Source organism: Telmatocola sphagniphila, assembly GCF_018398935.1.
In the GTDB taxonomy this organism is placed as follows: domain Bacteria; phylum Planctomycetota; class Planctomycetia; order Gemmatales; family Gemmataceae; genus Telmatocola; species Telmatocola sphagniphila.
Map to the genome: position 1 here is coordinate 150106 of NZ_CP074694.1, position 23863 is coordinate 173968.

The following is a 23863-nucleotide window of genomic DNA, read 5'->3' on the forward strand; positions in this document are numbered from 1 at the left end:
TCGGGAATTGCTCTTGCGCTGGGGAATTAATTATCTCATACTCGGGGCATGGAGTCTGTCAGCGAAGAATGGCTTGTTCGCCAAACGCCGGAAGTTCAGGCTGTGCTGCGGATTCTTTTGAACCGCATCGCCGAACTGGAAGCGAAGCTCGGCAAGGATTCCAGCAACTCTTCGAAGCCGCCTTCAACGCAACATCCCCACGCCAAGCTTTCGAAGCAAGCCCAAAAGAAGGCCAAACGGAAGTCGGGCGGCCAACCGGGGCATCCCAAACACGAACGCTCTTTGGTTTCCGCACACGAGTGCGACGGCGTCATTGTTTGTTTACCGGCCGAATGCCGCCGTTGTGGCGAACCTTTGAACGGAACAGATCCCCAGCCTTTGCGTCATCAGGTCTGGGAGATTCCCGAAATCAAGCCTTCGATTACGGAATATCAACTCCATCGTCTGCGCTGTTCGTGCGGCAAGACCACCTGCGGAGAATTACCCCCAGGCGTGCCTGTCGGAATGGCCGGGCCTCGATTGGTTGCTTTGTCCGCTTTGTTGATGGTCTGCTTCCGGCTCTCCAAACGACGCTGCGCCCTGTTTCTGGAACAAATCCTGGGTCAGGAGGCTTCGGCTTCCTGGATGATCAAACTGCAGAACCGAGCCGCCGAAGCCTTGCAAGCCCCCTACCAGGAGTTGGCCTTAGCCTTGCCTGGGGAAGCGGTCCTCAACGGCGACGAATCGCCCACCAAAGAAGGGCTCGCCAAAGCCTGGACCTGGACTTTTGTAGCCGCGACTTTCAGCGTCTTCGCTCTCCGCACCAGCCGCAAAGCCCAGGTGGTCCTCGAATTCCTGGGCGATTCATTTACCGGCGTTCTAGGCTGCGACCGGGCCAAGATGTATTGGGCTTTCGGACGCTTGCAGTGGTGCTGGGCTCATTTGCTCCGCGACTTCCAAAGCCTCATCGATCGCCCCTGTCCGGTCGCTCGACGCTTAGGACACGACTTGCAACGACAGACTCGGGCGATGTTCGAACTCTGGAATCGCGTTCGGGACGGAACCCTCAGCCATAAAGCGTTCGGCGAACAAATGATCCCCATACGAAGCGAAGTCGAAGCCTTGCTCTTGCGAGGAAAATTCGATCCGAAGCTGCGTGGCTTTTGCTCCGAACTCTGGAAATACCGGGCTCGGCTTTGGACGTTCGTCGATGTCGAAGGAGTAGAGCCCACCAATAATGCCGCCGAGCGGGCTTTGCGGCCCGCGGTCATTTGGCGGAAGTTATGCTTTGGAACCCAATCGGCCCAGGGGAGTCGGTTCGTTGAACGAATGCTGACCGCGATCGAAACTTGTCGTCAGCAGAAACGGAACTCATTCGCCTGGATGACTCAAGCGGTACAGGCTCACTTTGCCCAAGAGAAAGCCCCTTCTCTCTTGGCCAGGGCGTGAGTTATTACCCTGCGGCACATCCTCCGGTGCCTTCAACGTACCCAGAAAATCAAGTACCGCCTGCTGCTCATCGGCCTTCAGGGTCTTATACGCTTCCCGGACCACTTTGGCGTCGCCGCCGTGCTTGAAAATCGCGGCCTGCAGCGTGGGAGCCGTACCATCGTGCATGTACGGGGCGCTATCGGCCACTCCCCACAGAGCCGGAGTCTTCCATTCAGATGGTTCCGGCATATCCGGGGGCAGAGGCGGCAGTTCCGGACGCTTCGGGCCATAGCCATCGCCGCCGCTGGGTAGAGGATCTTCCAGCTTGTGCAGGAGGAAATCGGTAAAAATCCCTCTCACGCCGCCGATGTCTTCCAGATGGCAAACCGCACAGCCGATCGACTTGAACATCTTCTTGCCGAGGATTGCCGAATCGGCCGCCTTGGCAGTTTCCGGCATTTTTTCGATAGGTTTGGGGAGGGTGGCCACGAACCCCACCAAAGCTCGGAATTGCTTGCGATCCAGGTCCGGATTCTCGGGCACTGGATATTCCGGATGGCTCAACGGTTGAGCTTGACCCATTTTCGGATTGCTCAGACCAATTTCGTTGGAGCAGGCCGCGGCTACAAATTCTTCCAGTGTTGCGAACTGTCCCTTCCAGCCGAACTTACCAACCCGGCCATCCTTCAGAATGCGCGGCCGGCCTTGCGGAATGGCATCGAAATCGAGCTTGAGATCGCTAATCGTCCCCTTGATCAGATTCCGGCGGTAATTTTTCATAATGGCTTTGTCGGAGACCATATCGGCCCAGCCGGCCCCGAAGAGAGCCGTCGTCTGCACTGACTCAGTTCGCAGCGGATCGAAATCCGGAATCACAATCGGCGGCGGCGTATAAGTGCAATGTTCGGGATCCGCCGGGGGGGCCGGTGGTTGAATTGTTCGCCCGGGAACGACAGGGAATTTCTTGCGAACCAGTTCGAAAGTTTCTTTCAGGTTGGTAGCGACCGAACTGGTGTGAATAGTGCCGCTGACGAACTCCCCATCAGGGGTCGAAGGGCTGATACTGAAGTTGCGGACATTCTGTTTGTTGCCACCACCACCGCCGATGCCGCCCTGGAAATGACAAGCGACACAGGATTTGGCGTTGAAGACCGGTCCCAGCCCGTCGCCGTGAGCCAGCGGATCGTTGACTTGCCATTCGTGGTTGAACAACTCTTGGCCGAGGGCTTTCTCGGCCGCGCTGGCGGTGGGACCAAAGAAAATCGGCATTCCATCGGAGAATTGCCAGAGCACAAATGCACTGAACACGAACGTGGATAAGTACAGAACCGCCCGACGCTGTTGTTGAAGAGTCTGTAATTTCATGGCAATTCTCTTCGCGACTACTGCTCGTAGAAATGTTTTTATGAATGTAATTGGGCCGTGCGGTAAATGCAAGGGGAAAAGCAGATTTGTCTGGGGCTATTTTGGGGCCAAATTTTGTAAGTGGCCTCGGAGAATTTACTTAAATGAGATTGTGAAGCCCTGAAATCGAATTGCACAACCAGTAGCTAAAATCCCCAATTCGAAAGATCTCCCGATTCTCATGTTCTCCGGGATGGAAGCCGATGAACGACTATTCGATGCTCAGAGGCAGGCTTTCCCGAACCTGAAAGTCTGCCGTTGGATCGAACCGCTTCCGGGCGACTCTCTGAGAGCCTATGCTGCCCGCCTGGCACCCCTGGTAGACCCGGGAGAGCCCTGCATTTTGGGTGGAGCTTCTTTCGGGGGAATAATCGCCCAGGAACTCTCACGGCATATCCGGGCTCAAGCGTGCATCATTATCGGTAGCATTAGTTCCCCTTCCGGAATCCCTTTGAAATGGCGAATGTTACGGCCGCTGGCGCACCTGCCTCTGGATCGCTTGAATTCGCTTTTTTATTGGATCTCCAAACTAGGTCGGCCCATAATCCCTTACAACACCCGCCGACGGCTTCTCAAACTGTCCCGTCCCGAGGCCGCTTTTGTTCTGTGGGCCATGTGCAGCGTTCTGAAATGGCGGCCGCCTTCCGCCCCGATTCCGACTCGCTTGTTTCACCTGCACGGCGCTCTCGATCGTGTTTTCCCGGTTCACCTCAGCAAACCGGATTTGGTAGTTCCTGCCGGCGGCCACGCATTAACGCTCTTTTGTCCGACGGCCGTTAATGACTACATTTCATTCGTGCGGAATGAGGTTGGTGGATAACCCGCTCGAGCAGTAAGGTGTCTGAAAGTGATCCTCTGAATTATCAATCGCTTATCACGGGGGAGACCTGATAATTTCCTTTCCTTTTGCCCTCAAATGCATTGGAATCTACTGGTTGCCAAGTATTCGAATAAAAGTTCCCATCCCGGAGCGATGATTTCATGAGTGAGAATCTTACAGATCCGGACTCCTATCCTGATCCGAACCAGGAGGAATTGGAATATGAACTACAGTCAATTCCTCCCACCAAGGAAAGGGTTTTCGTAGTGCTGCTGGTCGCGGCCTTATACATCAGCTCCTGCTTTATGACGGCACTGGTATTACTGAAGGGATTTGGTTGGGGGAAAGCGGATGACGGACCAAGAAACAATCCGATGCTGGGTGGCACGGCATTGATTCTAGGTTGTGTTCCGCCATTTACCGTCCCGTGGTCGGCCAACATCGCTCTATTGATCGGAATGATCACCTACGAGCGAAAATATCTGCGAACCGCTGAAGTGTGTGGTTATGTCGCTTTGGGTACAAGTCTTCTAACGATCCTTCTGCCCGTGACGGGAACGGCAAAACTCAGAGAAGGTTATTTTGTTTGGCAAATGAGCATAATTGTGTTCGCTTATTCCGCCTGGAGTGCTCGAAGTCGATATTCGAAGCTGAGATCTAGTCTCGCTCTCGAGGACATTAACAGAATCTGACTTAACTTGAATGGGTAAACTGGAAATCTTCTTCCCCGATTCCTAACGGATTGTTCTAATTCGACTTCTGAGCCCTGGCTATTTACCTAATCCTATCTCTAGGATAAAAGCCATTTTGATAAAAGCCATTTTTGCTTGCTGAGTCATAACACATTTAAGAAGATCATTTAGCGACGCATCGGAGGCTTTGCGTAGATGCGTCACGGCACGCAATTTGTTGATCCTTAACACTTTATCAACGACTCACTGAAAACTCGCGCTATGCACTATTGAATCAGCCCCCGAATCAATCAATCATTTTCAAAAATCACGTTGGCCCCCCGTCCGTCGAAATTTTCAACAGCAACGGTGGCCACTTACCTCTAAGCAAGCGCTCATTCGAAACTCGAATTGATGCGAACTTTGCCCGTCAGGCCTGCCGCTCGGCCTTCCGAATGCTGCACGAAGTCCAGAGCCAATTTGACGATCTTTTTATCCTTGATTTCCAGTTCCCAGACTACGAAATCCCCCTTGATGGAGTTGCTGCCCCGGCCTTTGCCAAAGAAATCGATACCCGGGGAAGCGCCGCTGAAGGCGAACCGCTTGGCGTCGTTGTACTCACCAATCTGGAGGAATTCCTGCGAGGGGCCACCCACCTGAAAATTCCAACCATCGACCTGAATGCTCACGCCGCGAGGCGTCACTTTAACGTCGAGCTTGTCGCCTTCGTAATTGTAGTCCTTCCCCTGGCCGATGAAATCTCCTTTCTCGCTGGAGATTTTCATGTAAGAGGTCGGTTCCTTGCTCGCTGCCGGCTTTTTGAAGAGATTCTTGGCCGCCTTGGGGTCCTTGACCGCAACGCCCTCCTTCGGAGTGCTGCCCGGTGTGTCTTTCTTGGCGAGGTCTGGCGACAACGTCACTTTAGGGAGCACGATGTTGCCGGGATTACCCTCGGCGCGGGTCAGATCGATGTCGAAGGCCAGAGCGAGTTGGACATCGCTGCCGGGAGCCGAGAATTCCGATCCTATGGTCATCTTTGCGAAAGATATGTAACCGCGATTCAAGTGCAGGCCGAACCGGCCGGTGACTTGGCCATCCAGTCCCTCCTTTTTCGTGCGGCCCTTCACTTGGCCCTCAAATGTCACCACCGCCTGAGGGCTGCCTTCGACGGGTCGGACGCCTTCAAGAGTGCAGTTCAAGACGAGGTCGACGACTTCGGATTTTCCACCAGTCTTGAGTAGCAGCGGCACCTTGACCGGCCAGCTTTCTCGGGCGCTCAACTTACGGTTGGGAAGGGTGAAAGTCGCCGCTTCGTAGGCGTTGTAAATCTGAGTGCGGTACTCGGTGACGGCTTCGCGGAGGTCCGCCGAGAGGCGAGGATTCAGATTTACCTCGGTCCGCTCGCGAAGTTTGTTGGTATCGTCGATGACGAACCGGGGCGGTGTGCGCTGCAGCAGATTCGCAACTTCAGGATTCGGACGAGCTTTCCGTCCCCCCTCTTCGATATTCAGACGGGGTGCACCGAAACCCAGAGTCACCAGCGCCCCCTTGGGATTGGGGGAGAACGATTCGAGGATCGGCAACTCCGAGGATTGAGACAACACGTACTGGCTCTTGCCCCGGGTGAGGGTGAGCGACTGAGTGGCCTTCAACTGAACGGTACGCTCTTTCTGCTCGGAGAGCTTGCAAACCAACTCCGCCGGGATCCTTTCGACAGCCTGGGCCGGATCGAACATATGGGGCTCGCCCCGTATCGGATCCCCCGCCGTGAGCACCGCGATCGGCTGCACCCACGCGACTTCGCCCGGTGCGAGTTTCGGCAAGGCGATATCCCCCGCCGCGGAATTTTTCGCATAGGGCAATGTTTGGGTTTGTGCATCTTTCGGCGCGGATCCCAGCGCCTCGGCGGTCTTGCGCGACCAGACTTCGACGCGGACTTCCCGGATTCGTTTGAGCGGATCGAGACACTCGCACTTGACCGGCACACGCACCGCTTCGCCTTCGCGGAACGGAACCCCGGCAGTCCAATCGAGGATCCGACCGCTGAATAGAGCCTGAACCAGGCGGACTGGCACGGCGAAATTAATCTGAGTATTCCGAATCACCGCAACCGAGACGCCGACAACCTGGCCTCGATTGTTGACGACGGGACCTCCAGAATTTCCCGGGTGCATGCCGCCGTTGACCTGAACCTGCTCGAGTTGGCCCTTGGCGTTGTTCCGGAGGCTCGAGATCGACGATTCGCTGACTGTTATGCTCTTGCCAAGTTCAGTGCCGAAGGGAAAACCGAAGATGTAAACTTTCTGCGTCTCCACCAGTTCGGTATTGGTTTCGAGTTGCAGCGGAGTCGGAAGCGTTCCGTTTTCGGGGGCTTCGACTTTCACTAGGGCCAAGTCGCTCGACCGGTCAACTCCTAGGATCAAGCCTCGCAGCGTGCGTTCGTTGCCTGTGCCGCTGCCGACGATGACTTCGACATTGGCGGGCGGCTTGCTGCGAGCCTGAAGCATGCCAAGAACGTGAGCGTTAGTGACTACGATTCCCGGTTCCACTGCGAAAAAGCCGCTCCCTTCCGCCGATCGTCCCCCCTCGCTGCTGACCTTCAGCAGGACGGTGGATTGCTTGACCCGCACGACCGACTCTGGAGCAATGGCGGCGGGGGTATCGGCCGGTTTCTGACCCCGTACCGGGGCGGCCCAGATCGATGCTAGGGTGGCAGCAACTGAGAGTGCAAAAAGACTGTGGCAGGGGAACATGAGGCAATCTCCCGAGGATGAAAAGGCATTAGGCGTAAGAAGATTTCTATCGGGAAATAACTATGGAAATTCGAAGCAGGCCGGCAGAAAAAAGCGAGAAAATCAAAAATCACCTGGGGGTTTTGGCCAATCCTGAGCAGCTTCCACTATCCCTGCCTACCCGAACTCTACCCTTTCAAATCTCTGACGTATTCCCCAGGCGCTTTCCCCACCACCGATTTGAAATCCCGGATGAAATGAGCCTGATCGAAATAACCTAGCCTGGCAGCGAGCTGGCCCAGACGGATTTCGCCCGGGGCGGCCAACTGCTCGGCCGCCTCATGCAGCCGATAACGTTTGATTACCCACTTAGGACTCACGCCGACATATTGGCTGAACATTCTTTGCAGCATGCGCGGATTCAGCCTGGCTAGCCGGGCGACTTGTTCGACGTGCGTTATCGAACTATCCCGGGCGATCTGCTCGGCCAGATCGCGCACCAACGCAATTTCGGGATCGGGTTCCGGTAGGATCGATCCGAGATAATCTTCCGCGATCTCGACGCAAATCTGTTCGTCTTCTTCCGCCAGAATTTTTGAGACGAATCTCACCGCTTTCGTTCCGAACACTTCTCGCAGCGAAATGAGCCGATCGGTGATTCGAGTCACCGGTTGGCCCAACAGCGGATAAAAAGTTCCCGGCCGAAATTTGATGCCGAAAACTCGGCCCTTTCCCGCAATTCGCCTTCGAAATTTACCGTTGGGTATGCCATAAATCTTGGAGCGGTTCTTTTCAATCACCACGTGAATAGTGGGATGCGGAAGCGTCTCAGCCACTTGCGGCTGCTGACCGCGAAGATCCCACCAAACTATCCAGTAGTGCTCGATGTAAAAATCGATCCCCGCCGAGGGAAGTAGCCTCACATGATGGGAGTGAGTTCGTCCGGCATTGAGGACGCCGCGCGGCTGATCCGTTCTCTTTGTGGCCATGCCTCGTCGAGCTTTTTTAGTCGCGTTTTTACAATAAATCGTTTTTCCAATCCGCTATCGTAAGGGCAAGAAAAGGGAATTGCAAACGAAAGCGAGAACAAACCGATGAAAGAACTGACAATCCGAGAATCGATTCACATTCAAGCCCCGGCTGCCAAAGTCTGGGATGTGCTTACTCAGCCGGAGTACACCCGCCAGTACATGTTCGGCTGCGCGGCGGTCACCGACTGGAAGGTGGGTAGTCCGCTCGATTGGAAAGGGACTTATGAAGGCAAAGAGATGACCTTCGTTTCCGGTAAGATTCTGTCGATGGAACCGGGTTACGCTTTGGTCTACACGACGTTCGATCCGAATGTGAATTACAAAGATCTGCCGGAGAATTATATGCGAGTCACCTATCGTTTAACGCCTAAGGATCACGGCGTTATGTTGGAGGTTACACAAGGGGATTTCTCGAAGGTCGAGAACGCCGAGAAGCGTTACACGGAAACAGCCTCGGGCTGGCCGATGGTGCTGGAGAATGTTAAAGCGATCGCGGAAAAGGGGTGAGGGAGACTGCCCCGCATCGGGGTGGCACTGACCAGTATCGGTAAGAAAAGGGCTATGCCAGCGAGCGAAGAACGGGAAGTGGTCCTCAGCTAAGTTTTACACACAGCGAAGTTCGAAAGCGCGAGATCAAGATTTGCTAGTTATTCATGGTCTTCCTGGAGATTGGGGAGGATACGAGCTGCCCGGGCGTGAATTTGTTTTGAGTTGAAAAGAGGTCCTTTGAAATTGAAAATCGAGGATTTCTCAATGGCACTGTCAGATAGACAGTGCGACCCAAGCCGTTACTGCACTATGACTTGCATTGATTGAGAAGATTTGCCAGTGCCATCTCGCCGATTCCAATTTCAGGGTGGAACTAGCTATATGCCAGTGCGTGGGAGAAAAAAGTGCCAGAGAATTGTCACCATCTCAGGCACAAAATCGAGCCAGAAGAGCGATTTATCTCAAAATGGCACTGTCAGATAGTCAGTGCCACCCAAGTCTAAAAATAATAATGACTTGCGCCTATTAACAAGGGTTGCCAATGGCACTCGTCGCCACATTCAAAGCAGAATATGGAAAAAACGGCCAATTTATATTGACTTGATGGCCATTTATTCTGTATTATTTACTGGGGAGGTGAGCGAATGGGCGATGCAAAGAAGACGATGACACTGAACTTAACAGAGGCCGAAATGCGGGTTTTAGATGACCTGGCCAAGAAAAAGGAGCTGACGAAGACGGCCGTCATCCGGCAAGCCATCCGCCTCTACCAAATGATCGAGGTCAGGATGGCGGCTGGCGAGAAGGTCTTCTTCGAGGACGAGAAGGCCCAGAAGAAAGCGGAGCTTATGGTCCTATGAGCGCCATCCCCATCAAGATCGTCCGGCGTCAAGATAAGGCGCTGGTTGACGCCATTCTCCATACCGAGCTAACGCCGAAGGTGCTCGGCGATACGGAGAAGGAATGGGGACCAATTCGGCTCGCTGCTGCGAAGAAGCTTCACGCCGCGGGAAAGTTCCAGGGGATACCTCAACACTTCCATTGGGATTGGGACAGGAAGAGCGGGAAACTGAAGTTGCTTTCCTATCAGAGCCTCGGCATCGAGTGCGCCGGGAAATTCCAAGGCCTGCTCATGGTCGATCTTGCGGGCAGGGTGGCCAGAATCGATCCCGATGTGGGCAAGCCTCTCGTCTACATCGAGTACCTAGAGGCCGCGCCTTGGAATCTGTCCATGATGGTTGACACGCCGATGTACTGCGGTATTGGCCCGGTGCTCATGCAAGCGGCGGTGGAACTGAGTTGCGATCAGGGATTTCATGGGCGGCTTGGATTGCATGCCCTTCCCCAGTCAGAGGGCTTCTATCGAGACGATTACGAAATGCAATGCTGTGGACCTGATGCGTCCTTCGAGGACCTGCCGTACTACGAGATGACCCGCGTGATTGCGGCACGCTTTACGACAAACTCTAGCGGGGGTGCGGTATGAAAATGAACACTAACCCAGAATGGCTGCTCCGGATGGCGGAGAAGGAGGCGAATCGGATCATCTCCGTAGGTGGCTTCGTTAACCGCGTGGAGATGAACGTAGGCGTGCAATCTATGCCGGCGATGACGCGGTCCGAATGGACAAAGATTTTTCCCGTCAGTGTCATGCGAAAACTGCGGTTCTCGCTGCCCGAAGGCGTTAGTGACGTGGAGGCACTTCTCCAATTCTTCGGTGTCGCGTCGCCTGACGCATGGCGGTCAAAGTGGGGCGACTATGCCGTCGCCTTCCGTCAAACGCAAAAGTTCGACTTCCATCGCGAAGCTCTTACCGCATGGGTACGAGAAGCAGAGATCATCGCTGGCCAGATTCCTCTCGCGGATTTCGATGAGGAAAAGCTTCGAGGATCGCTGGATGAGTTCCGGCGGCTAACTCGTGAGGACACTCAGGTCGGTCTCGACAGGGCACAGTTGCTTTGTGCTAAAGCCGGGGTGGCGCTTGTCCTCGTTCCAGAATTGCCCGGCACGAGAATCAGTGGGTGTGCCCGGTGGCTGAATGATCGTCACGCCATGATCGGCCTGACCGTCCGGTACAAATGGGCCGATCAGCTGTGGTTCACCTTCTACCACGAAGTGGCCCACGTCCTGTTGCATCGTCGCCGTTTGTTCGTGATAGATAATGCGGCCGATCATATGGGCGACGCCGTGGTCGATCCGGTGATGGCGAAGTACGAGGAGGAGGCGGACCGATTCGCGGGAGACTTGCTTATCCCGCCCGTTGCGCTTGCCGAGTTCCTCAGTCGCCACGGTGAGACGCTGACGAGCGAAGAGATTCACGCCTTCGCGGACTCTATCGAGATCGGTCCAGGCATGGTGGTCGGCCGCCTTCAGCACGATGAGATTCTGAAACATTGGCAGGGGAATATGCTCAGGCAAAAGCTTGGGTGGGATTTTGTCACCGAGGACTAACGACATGATCGGCAAGATTTTCGTCACTAGCAGCGGCTACGATCCGGGCAAAGGCAAGGATGTCAAGGACCCCTACCTGGGGCCGAAAGCCTCGTTGGGTGCGTGCCGACCTGATTTTCGAGAACAGCTTCAGAAGGATGACCACATCTTCGTCGTGTCCGGAAAGGTCCGGAACGTCGATCAGTTCGTGATCGGCGGCTTCGCGATCGAGGAGAAAATTACCGCGATGGAGGCGTATGAGCGCTTCCCAGAGCATCGGCTTGTACTGCTGCCGAACGGCCAGGTCAGCGGGAACGTGATCGTAACCGCCGACGGCAAACAGCACCCGCTCGATCACCACGACCAGTTCGAGCGGCGAATTCAAAACTATCTCGTCGGCACGAACACAATTGCCCTCCTGACGCCAGAGGAGATGGAGGAGGGGCGACTCTGGACGCTGGATATTCTTCGTGATGTCTTCGGGATCAAGGGCAACTCGATCCGCGAGCTTATGGGCCGAAACCGCAACCTGTCTGAACGTCAGGTTCTGAAACTGCGAGATCATTTGGAACGGGTGAAGATCGCTGCAGGTAAGCCGATCGAGCCGGAGGAGATTGGCCGTGTTCTGAGAATTTCGACTCGCGATGCGATTCGCGTTAAAGCCTAAGGAGATTATTTATGGTAGTACAAAGAAGTGGCAAAAGTAAGTCTCAATTCGTTAGGCAGAGAACGTTGTTCGCTCCTGAACTGCCCTCACATGCAGAAGTGTGCGGCCCGGATGTGCCATGTGACATTGCTCCCATCGAGAAACGGCGTGATGGCGGTACACGCTACTGGTGCCGAGCGCATCGGGCTGACGCCACCGAGAAGGGCGGCAAGCCGGCCAAAAAGTGCTGTGCAGCAGACAAAATTCCACTCCGGGAAGATGAGATAAAGATTCTCGAACTGGATAAATACTGCGGGGGCGTGGCTCTCTGGGGCGCTGTGCCGGCCGTCTATGACACGACGCGGCGACCGATGGATAGCGGGATTCACATCCACGCTCGACCCGAGTCGGGTTCAAAGAAGGAGTTGGATTTCACTTTCCGAGCTGTTCGACTCATGGGAAAGAAACTGCCCGTGGATGGAATCATCGTCAATGAAACCGACGCGATTTACTACATGGTCAGTTCTGTGTTCGGCTACTCAATGAGCTTCGTTTCTTGCACTCATTGTAGCTGGCCTCACCTCGACAAGGATTGGTTCAGTGTGAATCCCCACCGCCGACATCTCTGCGCTGGCTGTGGGAAGCATTTTCATGACCGCGTGAGAGGGATCGGCAATCCGATCATCGGAGTGCGGGATGCCTGCGGAGCAGCCGATCATAAGGTTTCGCCAGCTCCTAAGAATTTCGAGATCAAGCAGTCAGATTATCCTGGCGGCCTTCAAATCTGGGGCTCTAACCCAGCATTTCTATGGACGCAACCAAAGGACGAAGAAGAGGGTATTCACGTCCATGCATTTTTGACTGATGACCAGGAAGATCCGACTGTGGATGACACATTCTCAGAGGTAATAATCGATGGCGTAGAGCTTGACCCTCACATGGTCCGCGTGCTGATGGCCCAAAATGTCCTTCCATCGCTGAAGGGGCGAGTTAGGTCGATGGACTGCCCGCATTGTGGCCAACCTGGATTTGATGCAGGCGAAGCAGCCTTCGTACCAGGCCCGACTCATATTTGCCCAGAGTGCGGCCGTCAATTCCCCACAGTTGGCAGGACCAGGAACGTCGTGGTAAATCCCCTTCCAAAGATATTGGATGACCTTGCTCGGTCTGCCCCGCGGCCGCCTCAACAGCATCAGCTCGATCTGCTTCCCGAAACTCTTTAGATCGAGAACGGTGGGTGGCACTGGTTACTTGCTGTTTTTTTTATTGATCTTTGCGAATTGTAGGACTCAATCCTCGTCCAATTTCCGTATAGGGCTAGGAGGAGTATTGGGCTCCCCCTTCCCTCCAAACCGGACGGGCGGATCTCCCGCATCCGGCTTTCCGGTCAGTAGTCTTACCCCTTGAGGGATTGAGATTCCAGACGATGTGCCTGTTCCAGGGAGAACAGCCCCGCCTCGGCAAAGTAAGCTTTAGGCCACTTGAAGTTGTCCATCTTTCGGCTTCGACAATCGTGACCCAGACGACGACGCAGTATGCACCGCAGCCGCATTCGAGTCCATTTATCCACGTCCCGAAAGATCCTCTTTTTGCTGTGCTTGAAGTATCCGTACCAGCCTCGTAGCGTTACGCTCACGTCGCGGACGATCTGCGACAGGCTATCGCCTCTTTTCCGCTTCGTTTTCGCGCGAATCGCATCCCGAAGTTTCTCCAGACTTCGCTTCCGAGGATATATCAGACGTTGTCCTTTATAAACTCCAAAGCAATAGCCTAGAAATTCGAAACTCTCGATCTGCGTGTCCACCACTCTCGTCTTTTCCGGATGCAGTTGTAGCTTGGCCGATTCGCACCAGCGGCTCAACGTCGCCAGGGCTTCTTCCGCTTCCGCTCGACTGCGGCAGACGATCATCATGTCATCCGCGTATCGCACCATCCGAAAACCTAGGGATTCCATCAATTGGTCCAAAGGATCCAGATACACGTTACTCAACAACGGACTCAAAACTGCCCCTTGCGGGGCTCCCGATTCCGGTTCCCAACTCCCCATCGACGAGAATATCTCGGCTTTAAGGAATTGCTCCACCAGAGCCAACAGCGTGCCGTCCGCGACCTTTCGCTTCAATAAATCCATTAATTGATCGTGATTGATCGCGTCGAAGTAGCCTTTAATGTCGACATCCACCAGATGCGTGTAACCTTCCCGCAAGAGTTCATTCACCTCTCGCAAGGCATCCTTGCAGCCTCGACCCGGACGAAAGCCGTAACTGCCCGAGGCGAAATCCTTCTCGAAGATCGGCTCCAACACCTGGCGAACCGCGCCTTGAACCACTCGATCTCGAACCGTTGGGATACCCAGAGGACGGCCTTCTTCACTCCCCGGCTTCGGGATCACCGTTCGCCGGATTGCCGAAGGACGGTAGGTGCCGTCCCGTAAAGTTCGTCCCAGGGCTTCCAGGTTCTCGTCCAAATGATTGGCAAACGCTTCGACACTCACATGATCCACGCCCGCTGAGCCCCCATTCGCCACGACTTTCGCCGATGACGACTTCAGGTTACTCTTCTTGCACACCTTGTCCATCAAGCTAAACCAGACGCCTCCTTTAACGCCCTCTTCGAGCGCGCTCAACATCCGATCGGTCCATACCGCAGGTTCCGTCCACGACCATTGCTCTCGGACCCTACTAACGGTACCCGAGAGTGGGTCGGTTTCTTCTCCGCCTTGTTTAGCCACTGGCACTGACGGCGGTTTCTCTTTCCTGCCCATAAACTCCTCGAAATCCACCTTCCTACGTCCCTTCGCTCCGTCGGCATTACCCGATTTCCACGCTACTATGGACGCTCTGACTTCCGACGCACAAGGCAATCGCCTTCCCCGGTGCCTCGGATATCCCCGCTTACATTCGATACCTTTCGCACTCCTTCCGCCTCCAACCACATCGGATACCTCCCTCGACTCGCTTGGGGCTTTATCTCGGGATAATGCCGTCACCATAAGTTCTCCAACTGCTGGCGGACCTCTCGGTCAGTCCGGCTTTGCTAGCTTCGCCCTTAGCCACGCAGGCTCGCCGGTATCCGCTGCCGAAACGAGTTCACTTTATTGCGGACGAGATGCTCCCCTCGGGTTGCTCCCCACCCCGCCTCACGGCGACGCAGTTACCTTCGGGTACAAAAGGCCAAGCCTCCTTTCGACAGGGAATCTCACCCTGCTAGTATCGAATAGTCACGGGCGCACGTGGCACTGGCTAACTGCCAGTGCGTGGGAGAAAAAAGTGCCAGAGAATTATCACCCTCTCAGGCACAAATTCGAGCAGAACGAACGCTTTATTGCAGAAACGCACTCGCAGATGGCCAGTGCCACTCAAACCGTTACTGGATAACGACATGCGCTGATTAAGAATGCTTGCCAGTGCCACCCGCCGTCAATTCTCTAGGGTGAGGTGCTACAATGCGATTATGCCCTTGTTGCGAAGAATATGGTGATCTGTGGGATGTCATATTTACGAATCTTGGCGATCGACGAGCCGTTATGTGCTTCGAGTGCGACTCGGTATGGGATGCTGAGTATGAAGAACCCACGACTGAATTTACTGATTACGAAACGCTGATGAAAAAAAATGGAGTTGCACCAGACTGGAAGTGTATAGTCAAAGTACGTTGTGTCGGCACCGGGAAACCTAATACCTAAAGGAACTTGAACAATTGAAATCGATCTTTCTGGCGAAGATGTAAAGATAATCTGTTATGCAATCACATGGAGCCTTTTCCCACCCTTCTTGCGAAGCTCATCACTAAAGTATTCAGAAGTAGAGCGGCAGAGAATGGAAGCAATTTTCGATGCGCTAAGTAGCTATCTACATGACGCCGCGGACATCTTTGAAGTCTCGATCAGTAATATCAGATTGATCGCGGGAGATAATGTATTGGCAGACAGTAAAAATGACATTTTGCACATTGTTTTGTGTTTGCAATCGTTCCAGATCGAAATCGGACATTCGCCAAATGAGGTTTTGGCAATTACTGGTTTGCCTATCGTACGTCTTCAGTCTCTAGGTGAGCGACTCTCGAAGCTATAAAGAGGCGTGTGCGGCGGGTGACCCTGGTAACCCTTTATAATCACCGTAAGTAACTGTCAGGTAATGTTTTGAGTGACACTGACTACTCGCCCATGCAGTTTTGAATTAGTCCCTTTTTCAAAACGAGTAACCTATTTTCAAAGCCCTGGTTATTCGATTCACGGCATCTCGTAGCCTCTCCAAAACGCACCTTGTTGCTCACCTCCCTCTCGTTTACGCTACTGGGTGCGGGGATTGGGATTCAATCCTAGGTTCCATAAGCCTGCCAATCAGGAATGGTGGCTTGCTCGTCACCGAGCTTGTTACCTTCTAGGAGCGAGCAGCTCTCAAGGACTATCAACTTTACCCCTCAGGAGGTCATCAAAACGAATCAAAATATGTTTATACGAGAATATGAAAACATGCGTATTTCCCAAGAAATAACCGAAGGTCATCAAAATCGCGTTTTCCACTATATGAAAAATGATGATCTGATGACCTTTCCTGGTAAAACTTTACGGTTCTTCCGTTTTTAGGCGCAACTCTCGGCGAATCGGTCATTTTGGGATAGATTGCAATTTAGAGTACCCTTTACCTGGATCACGGAAGAGCCGATGACGACGACTACCATTGCCATAGACATGGACGTCCCTGCCGGAGTGAGCGTTGGCGAATACGAACGCGTCGACGGTGGCCACGCCTTTCACGTGAGTTGGGAGTTGCCCGACAATCTTTGTTGCGAGACTTGCCAGCGAGAGTCTCGGCTTCAATTGGTGGAGAAGAACAAGTTTCTGAGCATCCGCGATCTGGATTTGTGGGGTAAGCCGAGCTTTTTCGTGTACCAGGAGGTGTATCACCGCTGCCCGTCGTGCGGTCACCGTCAATCGCTGTTGCCGCCGTTCAAGCGTCGGGATGTGAAATATACGTTTCGCTTCGAGGAGCAGGTGCTGGTCAGTCTGATCGGGAGCACAGCCGAAGACGTGGCGGTGCGTTTGGGGATTGCCGCGGAGACGGTGGAGCGAATCGTCAAGAACCGGATAGAGGACGCCAAGGCGAAGCAGATCGATCCCCAGCGGAAGATCGAGCGTTTGGGTCTGGATGAGATCAGCCTGCGTAAGGGGCATAAGGGATATGCGACAATATTGACGGACCTGACGAATGGGGAGCGTCCGGAGATTCTGGCTCTGTCCAAGGGTCGCGACGAAGCAGCGGGGCGAGCGTGTTTGGAGCGTTTGTCGGCCCAGCAACGGTCGGCGGTGCGTTGGCATCATACGGACATGAGCGCGGCGTATTTGAAGGCTTGCGGCGTGCATTTACCCAACAGCCAGTCGGTGATAGATCGCTTTCACGTCGCCAAGAAATTGGGTGAGGTGGCGGACGATCTGCGAAAAAAAACTATCGAGCCTACAAGCGAAGTTTGAGCGGGGAAGCCCGCAAGAAGCTGCGTTCTCAGATGCACGACTTCCGGCGTCGTCCCGAGGATTTGAATCCGGAGCAGGTCCAGGCCCTCGAGGATTTGTTCGAGAAGGTGCCTTCGTTGGGAACGATCTACCATCTGCGTTGGGAGGCGACCAAGATCTTCGATAGTGCCCCGAACCGAGCCGAAGCCTCGCGACTGTTGGAAGATTGGATCGTCCAGGCCCGCGAGACCGAGATGGATTGGGAGCCGTTCATCACGATGCTCAAGAATAACTGGGAGGGGATCTTAGCCTACTTCGAGGAACGCAAAAGCAGCGGCCCGGTGGAAGGTCTCAATACCAAGATTCGGGTAGTGCTACGTCGGAGTTATGGAATTCAGAGTCTAACTACGCTCTGGACGAGAATACTCCTGGACGTGAATTGGGCTGCGAAAAAATTAGGGCCGACCGTTGCGGAGATTCGCGGCTTCGTCAACCAGATCCAGAAGTATTTCTCTGAATGCTACACCTAGAAACGGAAGAGCCAACTTTACGAAATGACGTTAAAATGTATGGTTTTACCGTTCAAAAACTTGCAAGCCTGCTTGGATTTGGACTTTTTTGGCGAGTTGTGGCAAAAATCGCTGCATCTCGAGTCTCGTTCAGAAATCTTCGATCATGAACCCCGAAAAACTGAATCCGGAAATTGAATCGCATCTCGCTTCCAAGGGGAGTTTAGAACTCACTTACGGTCTGAAGAAGCTGCAGATCGCTGAAATATTCGGTTTTATTGCCCTGGGATCGAGCATTATGAGTGTTTCCTTGCCGTTGATGAATGCCACACTACGGGAAGGATAATATGTGTGGCAGTTGAGCAGGACGATATTTGCCTGGGCGGCTTGGAGAGCTCGAACGCGGAATACGAAAGGTAAAGAAGGGCGAAAGGCGAAGTAATCCAAAGCAGATGACCCTACCGGGATTCGAACCCGGGTCGCAGCCTTGAAAGGGCTGTGTCCTAGACCACTAGACGATAGGGCCGTCAATCGGCTGAAAAGAATAGATAGAAGTAGAGAGTGTGAACGTCAAGACAGGGTTCACAATCCGACCCACTTTCGAGAAAGTTGACCGATACAAACGGCCCGAAAGGTCCGCCGCCAAGAAGGGTAGTATCCCTTGTGGAAAGTGAAAATTCGGCTAGGCGTTTGCTTCTCGAACTACAATAACAAGAAGATGAACGTTCAGCACATGAAGGAGCGGAAAAATGGCTAGCCCCAACGTACACGAGTTTAACGAAAGCAACTGGGAAGCCGAAGTTGTTCAAAGTTCGGTACCCGTTCTGGTCGATTTCTGGGCCCCCTGGTGTGGCCCCTGCCGTCAATTGACTCCCGTGATCGACAAAATTGCCGATCAATTTGCGGGCAAGGTCAAAGTCGGCAAAGTTAATGTCGATGAAAATCAGGATCTCGGCTCGCAGTACAACATCGCGACGATCCCCCGCTTACTGATTTTCAAGGGCAGCGCACAACCGGTTCAACAACTGGTCGGCCTGACCAACGAAGCGACTTTGTCGAAAATGCTCAACGAAGTGGTATAAGGGTCCAAAGACCGTTACCGAATCTCAGTGGGGCTATCCTGCTGAGGTTTTTTTATCAGTTTTGCTTCCCGCAACTCGGCCAGCCGGTTTTTTCTCATTTCTGCGGCCGAATGTTCCAGTTTTAACGCTTCTATCAGCCCATCGATATTCGAAAAGCTTCAGTTATCCGCAAAACCGCTCCATTTTAACAGGGGAGATCTGGTACGCTGAACCGGTCGAAAATGAGGGGTTTTATTTGTCTTATGGGATCACGCTTCGTGGCGTGAGATGACCCAGGTGCGATCCCCGTGCCCACCGGGGATTTTCCATTTTGCCTATTTTACTGGCTGTTTCAATTCTTCTTCCCAGTCCTTCTCAATTCTCCCAATCCACCAGTCGATGTAATCACTGTGTCTTTCCGATCCGATGGCTCGGTGCGCTTGGAGTCGGCTTTGATGAGTACCCGCGCGGAATCTCCCAGAATCGCCCTCCTGGAACAATTGAGAGAGGAACTCTCTCGAGGCCGGCACCTCCTGCGCCAGGAACGACAGCAACTCGAAAGCCAGTATCAGGAAGATCTCGGTGCGCTGGCCATCGCTCGACAGGAAGCCGAAGATCGGGAATATCAGGCCAGCCAGGAACGCCGGCGTCTGGTTCGACTTAGGCAGAAATTTCTGGCGCGCTGGAAACGGCACTGGGAATTGAAGCGCATCGAAACGCGGCAGGTTCAAGATACGCTGACTAACGAACAGATTAGCTTGCAACTCGAACAGCAGAGGCTGCAGGAACAAAAAGCCCAACTGGAAAACTTCTCCGTCTCCGAAAAAGCCAGAATCCAAAAAGGCTGGGAAGATCTCTCCGCCGAGGAGCAGGATTGGCGGCTGCGCTGGAAGTTGACCGAAACCGATTTGATCTCCCGAAAAGCCGAGTTGGAAAAATACGCCTACTATCTTGTGGAATTAGAGCAGGCTTGGCTCAAGCGGAAGGAAGAAATTCAGTCGCAGTGTCTCAGCAAAGCCCGGGAATTGGTTTCGCTCGATCGCCGGATCCTGGCCTTGCGTAATTCGGTCCCCGCACAGCCGGCCGCACTGGAGTATCGCACTGAATCAACCGAAGCCCGTTTATCGGATTCAAATTCCGATCCCGTGCCGGAAAAGCTGGTCCAACTCTACCGGGCCCGGGAGTCGTGGCGCAGCGAACAGATCGCCCTCCTGGTCGACCTGGAAGAATTGGGAACGCAACTACAGAATCGGGAACAGGAACTCGACCAGCGCGAGCGATCTATCGCTCAGCGAGAAGCCTCAATTCTCGAGACCGAGACGGAACTGGAGCGAAGGCAGGCCGAGCTGGAGGGCCGGGAAGCCGATTTCAATAATCGGGAGAAAGCCCGGCACAGGGAAAAAGAACTTCTGGAAGATGAAATCCGTCTTCTGCATAAGAACCGCAAGCAGATTCAACTCGGACTGACCAAACTCGTCGACGTCTGGACCGAACGGCAATCGACGCTCTTGGTACAAGTTCGCAACGAGCAGGGGCGTTGCAAGGCGATGCTCGAGGATTGGACCCGCAAACTGGAGCAGGTCGAACAAGAACAGCGACAAGTGCGAGAGACCGCTCTGGCTCAAGCCCGCCAGCAGGTCGTTCTGGAACAGCTGCGTACGAAGCTCGTCGAGGAGAGCGAAAATCCTCTGGTATCCAAGTATCGGATCGAACGCTACGAACGGCGGCTCGACCGGGCTCTGCGAAAAGCGACTGCTCGACTCGATGGCCGGCATCAGGAAGTGTTGTCGATGCTACAGGAACTTCGCGAGGCCGAGGCGGGGATGGAAGAACGCTACCACTACCTGTTGGCGGATGCGGAAAAAGCTCTGACTGAACTTGCTGAGAGAGAATTGCACCGCCAGGAAGAGGGCTCCCAGCTCGAGCAGCTCGAAAACGATCTCGAACACCACAGGAATCTCTGCCAGCAGCAGGAAAAGACCATCCAGCACCTGCATCAGGAGATTGAGCGTATCAGCCGGTTGATGTATCTGAACGATAATCGCAGACAGAATAGGGCGGCCTGATTCAAATTGTTCGGTCCGCGGGAGTAGCGGTGGTTTCTTCTCTTCATGCCCCGCCTTTATTCTCCGTCCGGCGAAAATCTCACTAACATATTCAACTACCTCTGTTTACTCCCGCCCGGCACTCGGGACCTTCCGGTGAAAAGCTGATGCAGCCTGTATCAAATCGCGGCGCCTGGTTGGCGCTGATTGCCGCACTTTTGGGCTGGATGTTTGATGGCTTCGAAATGGGCCTATTCCCGTTAATCGCCCGCCCGGCCTTGCAGGAACTGATGCCGGGTTCCGACATATCGCTGTGGTTCTCCATCATTCAAGCCGGGTTTCTCGTCGGGGCGGCCACTGGCGGCGTGCTGTTCGGTTGGCTGGGTGATCGCATGGGCCGCGTACGTGCTATGACCCTAAGCGTGCTAACCTACGCCTTATTCAGCGGCGTTTGCGGCCTGGCTTCGGCCGCGTGGCAACTGGCAATCTTTCGATTCATCGCCTCCCTAGGTATGGGGGGTGAATGGGCATTGGGTGTGGCCCTGGTCATGGAACTCTGGCCGGATAAATCCCGGGCCTGGCTGGCGGGGGTCATCGGTTCCGCGGGTAACTTGGGCTACGTGCTGATCGCTCTGATGAGTCTGGTTCTCGGAAATATCACTGGGGAAATTAAATCGCTACTCAAAGCGTTATCGTTCTCATCGCAGACTATTGAATGGCTAACCGGCAACTCCGGATGGCGAGTGCTAATGCTATGCGCGACCTTTCCGGCGTTATTGACTTTCCTCATTCGTCTGATGGTTCCGGAATCGCAAAAGTGGGAGAAGGAACGGGAGCGCGGGCATACTCGTAGTGACGGCCGGGATCTGTTGGGAGTGCTGATTGGGGCGTTGGCCGCACTGGGTATTATTACCATTTGGGCGATAGAAGCTCCGTTTATCGTGCGCTTACCAGCGACTCTTCTACTCCTCGTGGTGGCCGTGTTCGGATATGTCTATCCCATCCGACGCAATCTGGCACGAAGCGGTCTGGCAGAATCTCTGCAGCGATTGACCACGCGTCGAGTATTGCTGGCCGCCTGCCTCAGTGGCGTACCACTCCTGGGCACCTGGGCGAGTGTACAACTGGCTCCGACCTGGATCGACGAAATTACTGGTAAGACAATTAAGGAGTGCCGGGCATTCACACAAGTTTATTCAGCACTCGGAGCGACGTTCAGCTGTCTGGCTATCGCCTGGATCGGCGTTTATCTACCCCGGCGATGGACCTACTTCGGCTTATGCATTGCTTCACTGGGAATCGTCGTCGGCTTTTTTCGCTTCAACACCGGCTATGATTACTCCATGCTCGCGAGTGTCTTCTGCATGGGCGGAATCGCTGCGGCTTTTTACGGTTGGCTGCCGCTCTATCTCCCGGAACTGTTTCCCACGGCCATGCGAGCCGCAGGGCAAGGGTTCGGTTTCAACTTCGGCCGGATCATTGCCGCCGTGGGGGTGTTGCAACTGCCGGTCATCAAAAGTCTTTTTGCCGATGGCTATGCTTCGGCCTGTCCTATCCTGGCTTTAGTCTATCTGGTTGGTATGGTGCTGATCTGGTTTGCCCCGGAGACCAAGGATCTGCCATTGCCGGAATGAATATGCTTTTTAGGGAATCCTTGTGTAAGCTCGTTCGCTTTTCGGGGAGTGTCTATAATAAAGTGTCACTCCCGGGATGAGAAAATCATGCTCTATTCGATGGCTAAACGTACACTGCTGGAAACCGATAAGCGACTGCTTTGGAAATTGGCCTGGAACATGGGGCTGAAGGGAATGATATCGGTTCAACGGCATAAGAGCCGTCTGAAACGAGGCGAGTATTTCCCGCCCTTTCTGTACGTGTCGATCATCAACTCCTGCAATTTGCGCTGCCAGGGCTGCTGGGTCGATGTCGCTTCCAAACAGGAGATCATTCAGCCCGAAGCATTCGATAAACTGGTTCGTGAAGCCAAACAAATGGGGAATGTCTTTTTTGGGATCGTCGGCGGCGAACCGTTCATGCATCCCAAACTGTTCGAGTTACTGGAAAATCATCCCGATTGTTACTTCCAGATTTTCACTAATGGCCACTTCATCACCGATGAAAAAGCCAAGCGACTCCGGCAACTGGGGAATGTCACACCGCTCATTAGTGTGGAAGGCTCGGAGATCATCAGCGATGAACGCCGGGGCCGGGCAGGTGTGCTAAGCAAAACCATGGAGGGTTTGCAGAACTGCCTGAAGAATAAGGTGATGACCGGCGTCTGTACCAGTCTCTGTCGAACGAACATCGATGATTTACTGACGGAAAAATGGGTCGATCGCCTGATCGACATGGGAGTACTGTATACCTGGTTCCATGTTTACCGGCCGATGGGACCGAAGCCGAATTTCGATCTTTGTTTATCGCCGGATCAGGCTAGACGAGCTCGCGAATTCGTGGTCGAGATGCGTGCGAAGAAGCCGATCATAATTGTCGATGCCTATTACGATGGCGAAGGCAAAGCCCTCTGCCCGGCGGCCACGGGTATCAGCCACCACATCAATCCGTGGGGGGATATTGAGCCCTGTCCGATCGTTCAGTTTGCCAAGGAATCGATTCATTCGAAGAATGGCGACCAGCGAACCTTAAGACAGAAGTTTCAGCAATCGACCTTTCTGCACGACTTCCGCCAGCTGGCTCAGGAGACGACCCGAGGGTGCATCGTGCTCGAGCGTCCCGATCTGCTGAAGTCTTTAGTCGAGAAACACGCGGCCCCGGATACGACGGCTCGAAAAACGGCTTTGCAGGAGCTAGCGGCTATGGACGTGAGAACCAGCCAGTACAACCCGGGAAATGAGATCCCGGAAAAGAACTGGCTGTATCGGATCGCCAAGCGATTCTGGTTTAATGATTTCGGCGTCTATCAGGGCCAAGATCATTCGAAGAGTTCCGCCCCAGCCATTCTGAAGCAAGGTTGAACGCTCCTCTTCGGATCGCCTATTCCGATTCTCCTGTTATACAGTGACAGTGTCAAAGGATATCACGCGTCAGTTCTAGAACAACCACGTAGGTCAGCCAAAACAATTTCTCGGCCTGAGGAACGCATTTGAGAAGGCTTTTTATCAGCTCCTAAGCTTCTTCGAGGTCAAGGAGAGGATTAAATCTG

The 23863-nt window shown here is 54.0% G+C and carries 20 protein-coding genes and 1 tRNA gene; 16 read left to right on the forward strand and 5 right to left on the reverse strand.

What is annotated here, in order from left to right; genetic code table 11:
- Positions 1-48 precede the first annotated feature (48 nt).
- Positions 49-1428 carry an IS66 family transposase gene (gene tnpC / locus KIH39_RS00710; RefSeq protein WP_213497362.1) on the forward strand — a complete coding sequence of 460 codons (1380 nt, stop codon included), beginning with the start codon at positions 49-51 and terminating at the stop codon, positions 1426-1428.
- On the opposite strand, the gene KIH39_RS00715 is transcribed toward tnpC, so the two are convergent.
- Positions 1351-2775, reverse strand: coding sequence for a di-heme oxidoredictase family protein (locus tag KIH39_RS00715; protein ID WP_213497363.1), 1425 nt, complete (start codon positions 2773-2775; stop codon positions 1351-1353). The genes tnpC and KIH39_RS00715 overlap by 78 nt on opposite strands.
- A gap of 220 nt (positions 2776-2995) precedes the next feature.
- Here KIH39_RS00715 and KIH39_RS00720 point away from each other — a divergent pair, with 220 nt between their 5' ends.
- Both KIH39_RS00720 and KIH39_RS00725 read left to right on the forward strand, forming a co-directional pair.
- Positions 2996-3634 (forward strand): alpha/beta fold hydrolase, encoded by a 639-nt coding sequence (locus tag KIH39_RS00720; RefSeq protein ID WP_213497364.1) that lies wholly within the window; start codon positions 2996-2998, stop codon positions 3632-3634.
- Positions 3635-3795: 161 nt separating this feature from the next.
- A complete protein-coding gene (locus KIH39_RS00725) occupies positions 3796-4326 on the forward strand; it encodes a hypothetical protein (protein WP_213497365.1) in 531 nt (176 codons plus the stop codon).
- Positions 4327-4700: 374 nt separating this feature from the next.
- Here the strand turns inward: KIH39_RS00725 and KIH39_RS00730 are convergent, their stop codons facing one another.
- On the reverse strand, positions 4701-7058 hold the full coding sequence (locus tag KIH39_RS00730) for a S1 family peptidase (protein WP_213497366.1): 2358 nt from the start codon (positions 7056-7058) through the stop codon (positions 4701-4703).
- A gap of 167 nt (positions 7059-7225) precedes the next feature.
- Positions 7226-8026: an AraC family transcriptional regulator gene (locus KIH39_RS00735; RefSeq protein ID WP_213497367.1), complete on the reverse strand. Its 801-nt coding sequence runs from the start codon at positions 8024-8026 to the stop codon at positions 7226-7228.
- 105 nt (positions 8027-8131) lie between these two features.
- On the opposite strand from KIH39_RS00735, the gene KIH39_RS00740 reads away from it, so the two are divergent.
- From KIH39_RS00740 to KIH39_RS00765, 6 genes are all read left to right on the forward strand, one after another.
- Positions 8132-8575, forward strand: coding sequence for an SRPBCC domain-containing protein (locus KIH39_RS00740; protein WP_213497368.1), 444 nt, complete (start codon positions 8132-8134; stop codon positions 8573-8575).
- A gap of 626 nt (positions 8576-9201) precedes the next feature.
- Positions 9202-9417: a ribbon-helix-helix protein, CopG family gene (locus tag KIH39_RS00745; protein ID WP_213497369.1), complete on the forward strand. Its 216-nt coding sequence runs from the start codon at positions 9202-9204 to the stop codon at positions 9415-9417.
- Positions 9414-10043 carry a hypothetical protein gene (locus KIH39_RS00750; RefSeq protein ID WP_213497370.1) on the forward strand — a complete coding sequence of 210 codons (630 nt, stop codon included), beginning with the start codon at positions 9414-9416 and terminating at the stop codon, positions 10041-10043. The genes KIH39_RS00745 and KIH39_RS00750 overlap by 4 nt, the downstream gene beginning before the upstream one ends.
- A complete protein-coding gene (locus KIH39_RS00755; protein WP_213497371.1) occupies positions 10040-11008 on the forward strand; it encodes an ImmA/IrrE family metallo-endopeptidase in 969 nt (322 codons plus the stop codon). The genes KIH39_RS00750 and KIH39_RS00755 overlap by 4 nt, the downstream gene beginning before the upstream one ends.
- 4 nt (positions 11009-11012) lie before the next feature.
- The gene (locus tag KIH39_RS00760) at positions 11013-11654 is read left to right on the forward strand and encodes a hypothetical protein (protein ID WP_213497372.1); all 642 of its coding nucleotides are present in this window, start codon (positions 11013-11015) and stop codon (positions 11652-11654) included.
- Positions 11655-11665: 11 nt separating this feature from the next.
- A complete protein-coding gene (locus KIH39_RS00765) occupies positions 11666-12856 on the forward strand; it encodes a hypothetical protein (protein ID WP_213497373.1) in 1191 nt (396 codons plus the stop codon).
- A gap of 173 nt (positions 12857-13029) precedes the next feature.
- Here KIH39_RS00765 and ltrA read toward each other — a convergent pair whose 3' ends face one another.
- Positions 13030-14262, reverse strand: a complete 1233-nt coding sequence (ltrA, locus tag KIH39_RS00770; RefSeq protein ID WP_213497374.1) for a group II intron reverse transcriptase/maturase — start codon at positions 14260-14262, stop codon at positions 13030-13032.
- Between the two features lie 2037 nt (positions 14263-16299).
- On the opposite strand from ltrA, the gene KIH39_RS26755 reads away from it, so the two are divergent.
- The 3 genes from KIH39_RS26755 (at position 16300) to KIH39_RS00785 (ending at position 17940) form a co-directional block, all read left to right on the forward strand.
- Positions 16300-17106: a transposase gene (locus KIH39_RS26755; RefSeq protein ID WP_213497375.1), complete on the forward strand. Its 807-nt coding sequence runs from the start codon at positions 16300-16302 to the stop codon at positions 17104-17106.
- Positions 17103-17615 (forward strand): transposase, encoded by a 513-nt coding sequence (locus tag KIH39_RS26760; protein ID WP_213497376.1) that lies wholly within the window; start codon positions 17103-17105, stop codon positions 17613-17615. The genes KIH39_RS26755 and KIH39_RS26760 overlap by 4 nt, the downstream gene beginning before the upstream one ends.
- Before the next feature lie 145 nt (positions 17616-17760).
- Entirely contained in the window at positions 17761-17940 is a 180-nt protein-coding gene (locus KIH39_RS00785; protein ID WP_213497377.1) for a hypothetical protein, read from the forward strand.
- A 107-nt stretch (positions 17941-18047) separates the two neighbouring features.
- On the opposite strand, the gene KIH39_RS00790 is transcribed toward KIH39_RS00785, so the two are convergent.
- Positions 18048-18120 (reverse strand) — tRNA-Glu (locus KIH39_RS00790).
- Between the two features lie 223 nt (positions 18121-18343).
- Here KIH39_RS00790 and trxA point away from each other — a divergent pair.
- From trxA to KIH39_RS00810, 4 genes are all read left to right on the forward strand, one after another.
- A complete protein-coding gene (gene trxA / locus KIH39_RS00795) occupies positions 18344-18676 on the forward strand; it encodes a thioredoxin (RefSeq protein ID WP_213497378.1) in 333 nt (110 codons plus the stop codon).
- A gap of 434 nt (positions 18677-19110) precedes the next feature.
- Entirely contained in the window at positions 19111-20721 is a 1611-nt protein-coding gene (locus KIH39_RS00800; protein ID WP_213497379.1) for a coiled-coil domain-containing protein, read from the forward strand.
- A 146-nt stretch (positions 20722-20867) separates the two neighbouring features.
- Positions 20868-22334, forward strand: coding sequence for an MFS transporter (locus tag KIH39_RS00805; RefSeq protein ID WP_213497380.1), 1467 nt, complete (start codon positions 20868-20870; stop codon positions 22332-22334).
- An 87-nt stretch (positions 22335-22421) separates the two neighbouring features.
- Positions 22422-23675, forward strand: coding sequence for a radical SAM protein (locus KIH39_RS00810; protein ID WP_213497381.1), 1254 nt, complete (start codon positions 22422-22424; stop codon positions 23673-23675).
- The last annotated feature ends 188 nt before the right edge of the window (positions 23676-23863 follow it).

Excerpts from the sequence above, each read along its gene's own strand:
- tnpC (WP_213497362.1), top strand. The coding sequence starts at position 49 with ATGGAGTCTGTCAGCGAAGAATGGCTTGTTCGCCAAACGCCGGAAGTT.
- KIH39_RS00715 (WP_213497363.1), bottom strand. The coding sequence starts at position 2,775 with ATGAAATTACAGACTCTTCAACAACAGCGTCGGGCGGTTCTGTACTTA.
- KIH39_RS00720 (WP_213497364.1), top strand. The coding sequence starts at position 2,996 with ATGTTCTCCGGGATGGAAGCCGATGAACGACTATTCGATGCTCAGAGG.
- KIH39_RS00725 (WP_213497365.1), top strand. The coding sequence starts at position 3,796 with ATGAGTGAGAATCTTACAGATCCGGACTCCTATCCTGATCCGAACCAG.
- KIH39_RS00730 (WP_213497366.1), bottom strand. The coding sequence starts at position 7,058 with ATGTTCCCCTGCCACAGTCTTTTTGCACTCTCAGTTGCTGCCACCCTA.
- KIH39_RS00735 (WP_213497367.1), bottom strand. The coding sequence starts at position 8,026 with ATGGCCACAAAGAGAACGGATCAGCCGCGCGGCGTCCTCAATGCCGGA.
- KIH39_RS00740 (WP_213497368.1), top strand. The coding sequence starts at position 8,132 with ATGAAAGAACTGACAATCCGAGAATCGATTCACATTCAAGCCCCGGCT.
- KIH39_RS00745 (WP_213497369.1), top strand. The coding sequence starts at position 9,202 with ATGGGCGATGCAAAGAAGACGATGACACTGAACTTAACAGAGGCCGAA.
- KIH39_RS00750 (WP_213497370.1), top strand. The coding sequence starts at position 9,414 with ATGAGCGCCATCCCCATCAAGATCGTCCGGCGTCAAGATAAGGCGCTG.
- KIH39_RS00755 (WP_213497371.1), top strand. The coding sequence starts at position 10,040 with ATGAAAATGAACACTAACCCAGAATGGCTGCTCCGGATGGCGGAGAAG.
- KIH39_RS00760 (WP_213497372.1), top strand. The coding sequence starts at position 11,013 with ATGATCGGCAAGATTTTCGTCACTAGCAGCGGCTACGATCCGGGCAAA.
- KIH39_RS00765 (WP_213497373.1), top strand. The coding sequence starts at position 11,666 with ATGGTAGTACAAAGAAGTGGCAAAAGTAAGTCTCAATTCGTTAGGCAG.
- ltrA (WP_213497374.1), bottom strand. The coding sequence starts at position 14,262 with ATGTTGAGCGCGCTCGAAGAGGGCGTTAAAGGAGGCGTCTGGTTTAGC.
- KIH39_RS26755 (WP_213497375.1), top strand. The coding sequence starts at position 16,300 with ATGACGACGACTACCATTGCCATAGACATGGACGTCCCTGCCGGAGTG.
- KIH39_RS00785 (WP_213497377.1), top strand. The coding sequence starts at position 17,761 with ATGAACCCCGAAAAACTGAATCCGGAAATTGAATCGCATCTCGCTTCC.
- trxA (WP_213497378.1), top strand. The coding sequence starts at position 18,344 with ATGGCTAGCCCCAACGTACACGAGTTTAACGAAAGCAACTGGGAAGCC.
- KIH39_RS00800 (WP_213497379.1), top strand. The coding sequence starts at position 19,111 with ATGAGTACCCGCGCGGAATCTCCCAGAATCGCCCTCCTGGAACAATTG.
- KIH39_RS00805 (WP_213497380.1), top strand. The coding sequence starts at position 20,868 with ATGCAGCCTGTATCAAATCGCGGCGCCTGGTTGGCGCTGATTGCCGCA.
- KIH39_RS00810 (WP_213497381.1), top strand. The coding sequence starts at position 22,422 with ATGCTCTATTCGATGGCTAAACGTACACTGCTGGAAACCGATAAGCGA.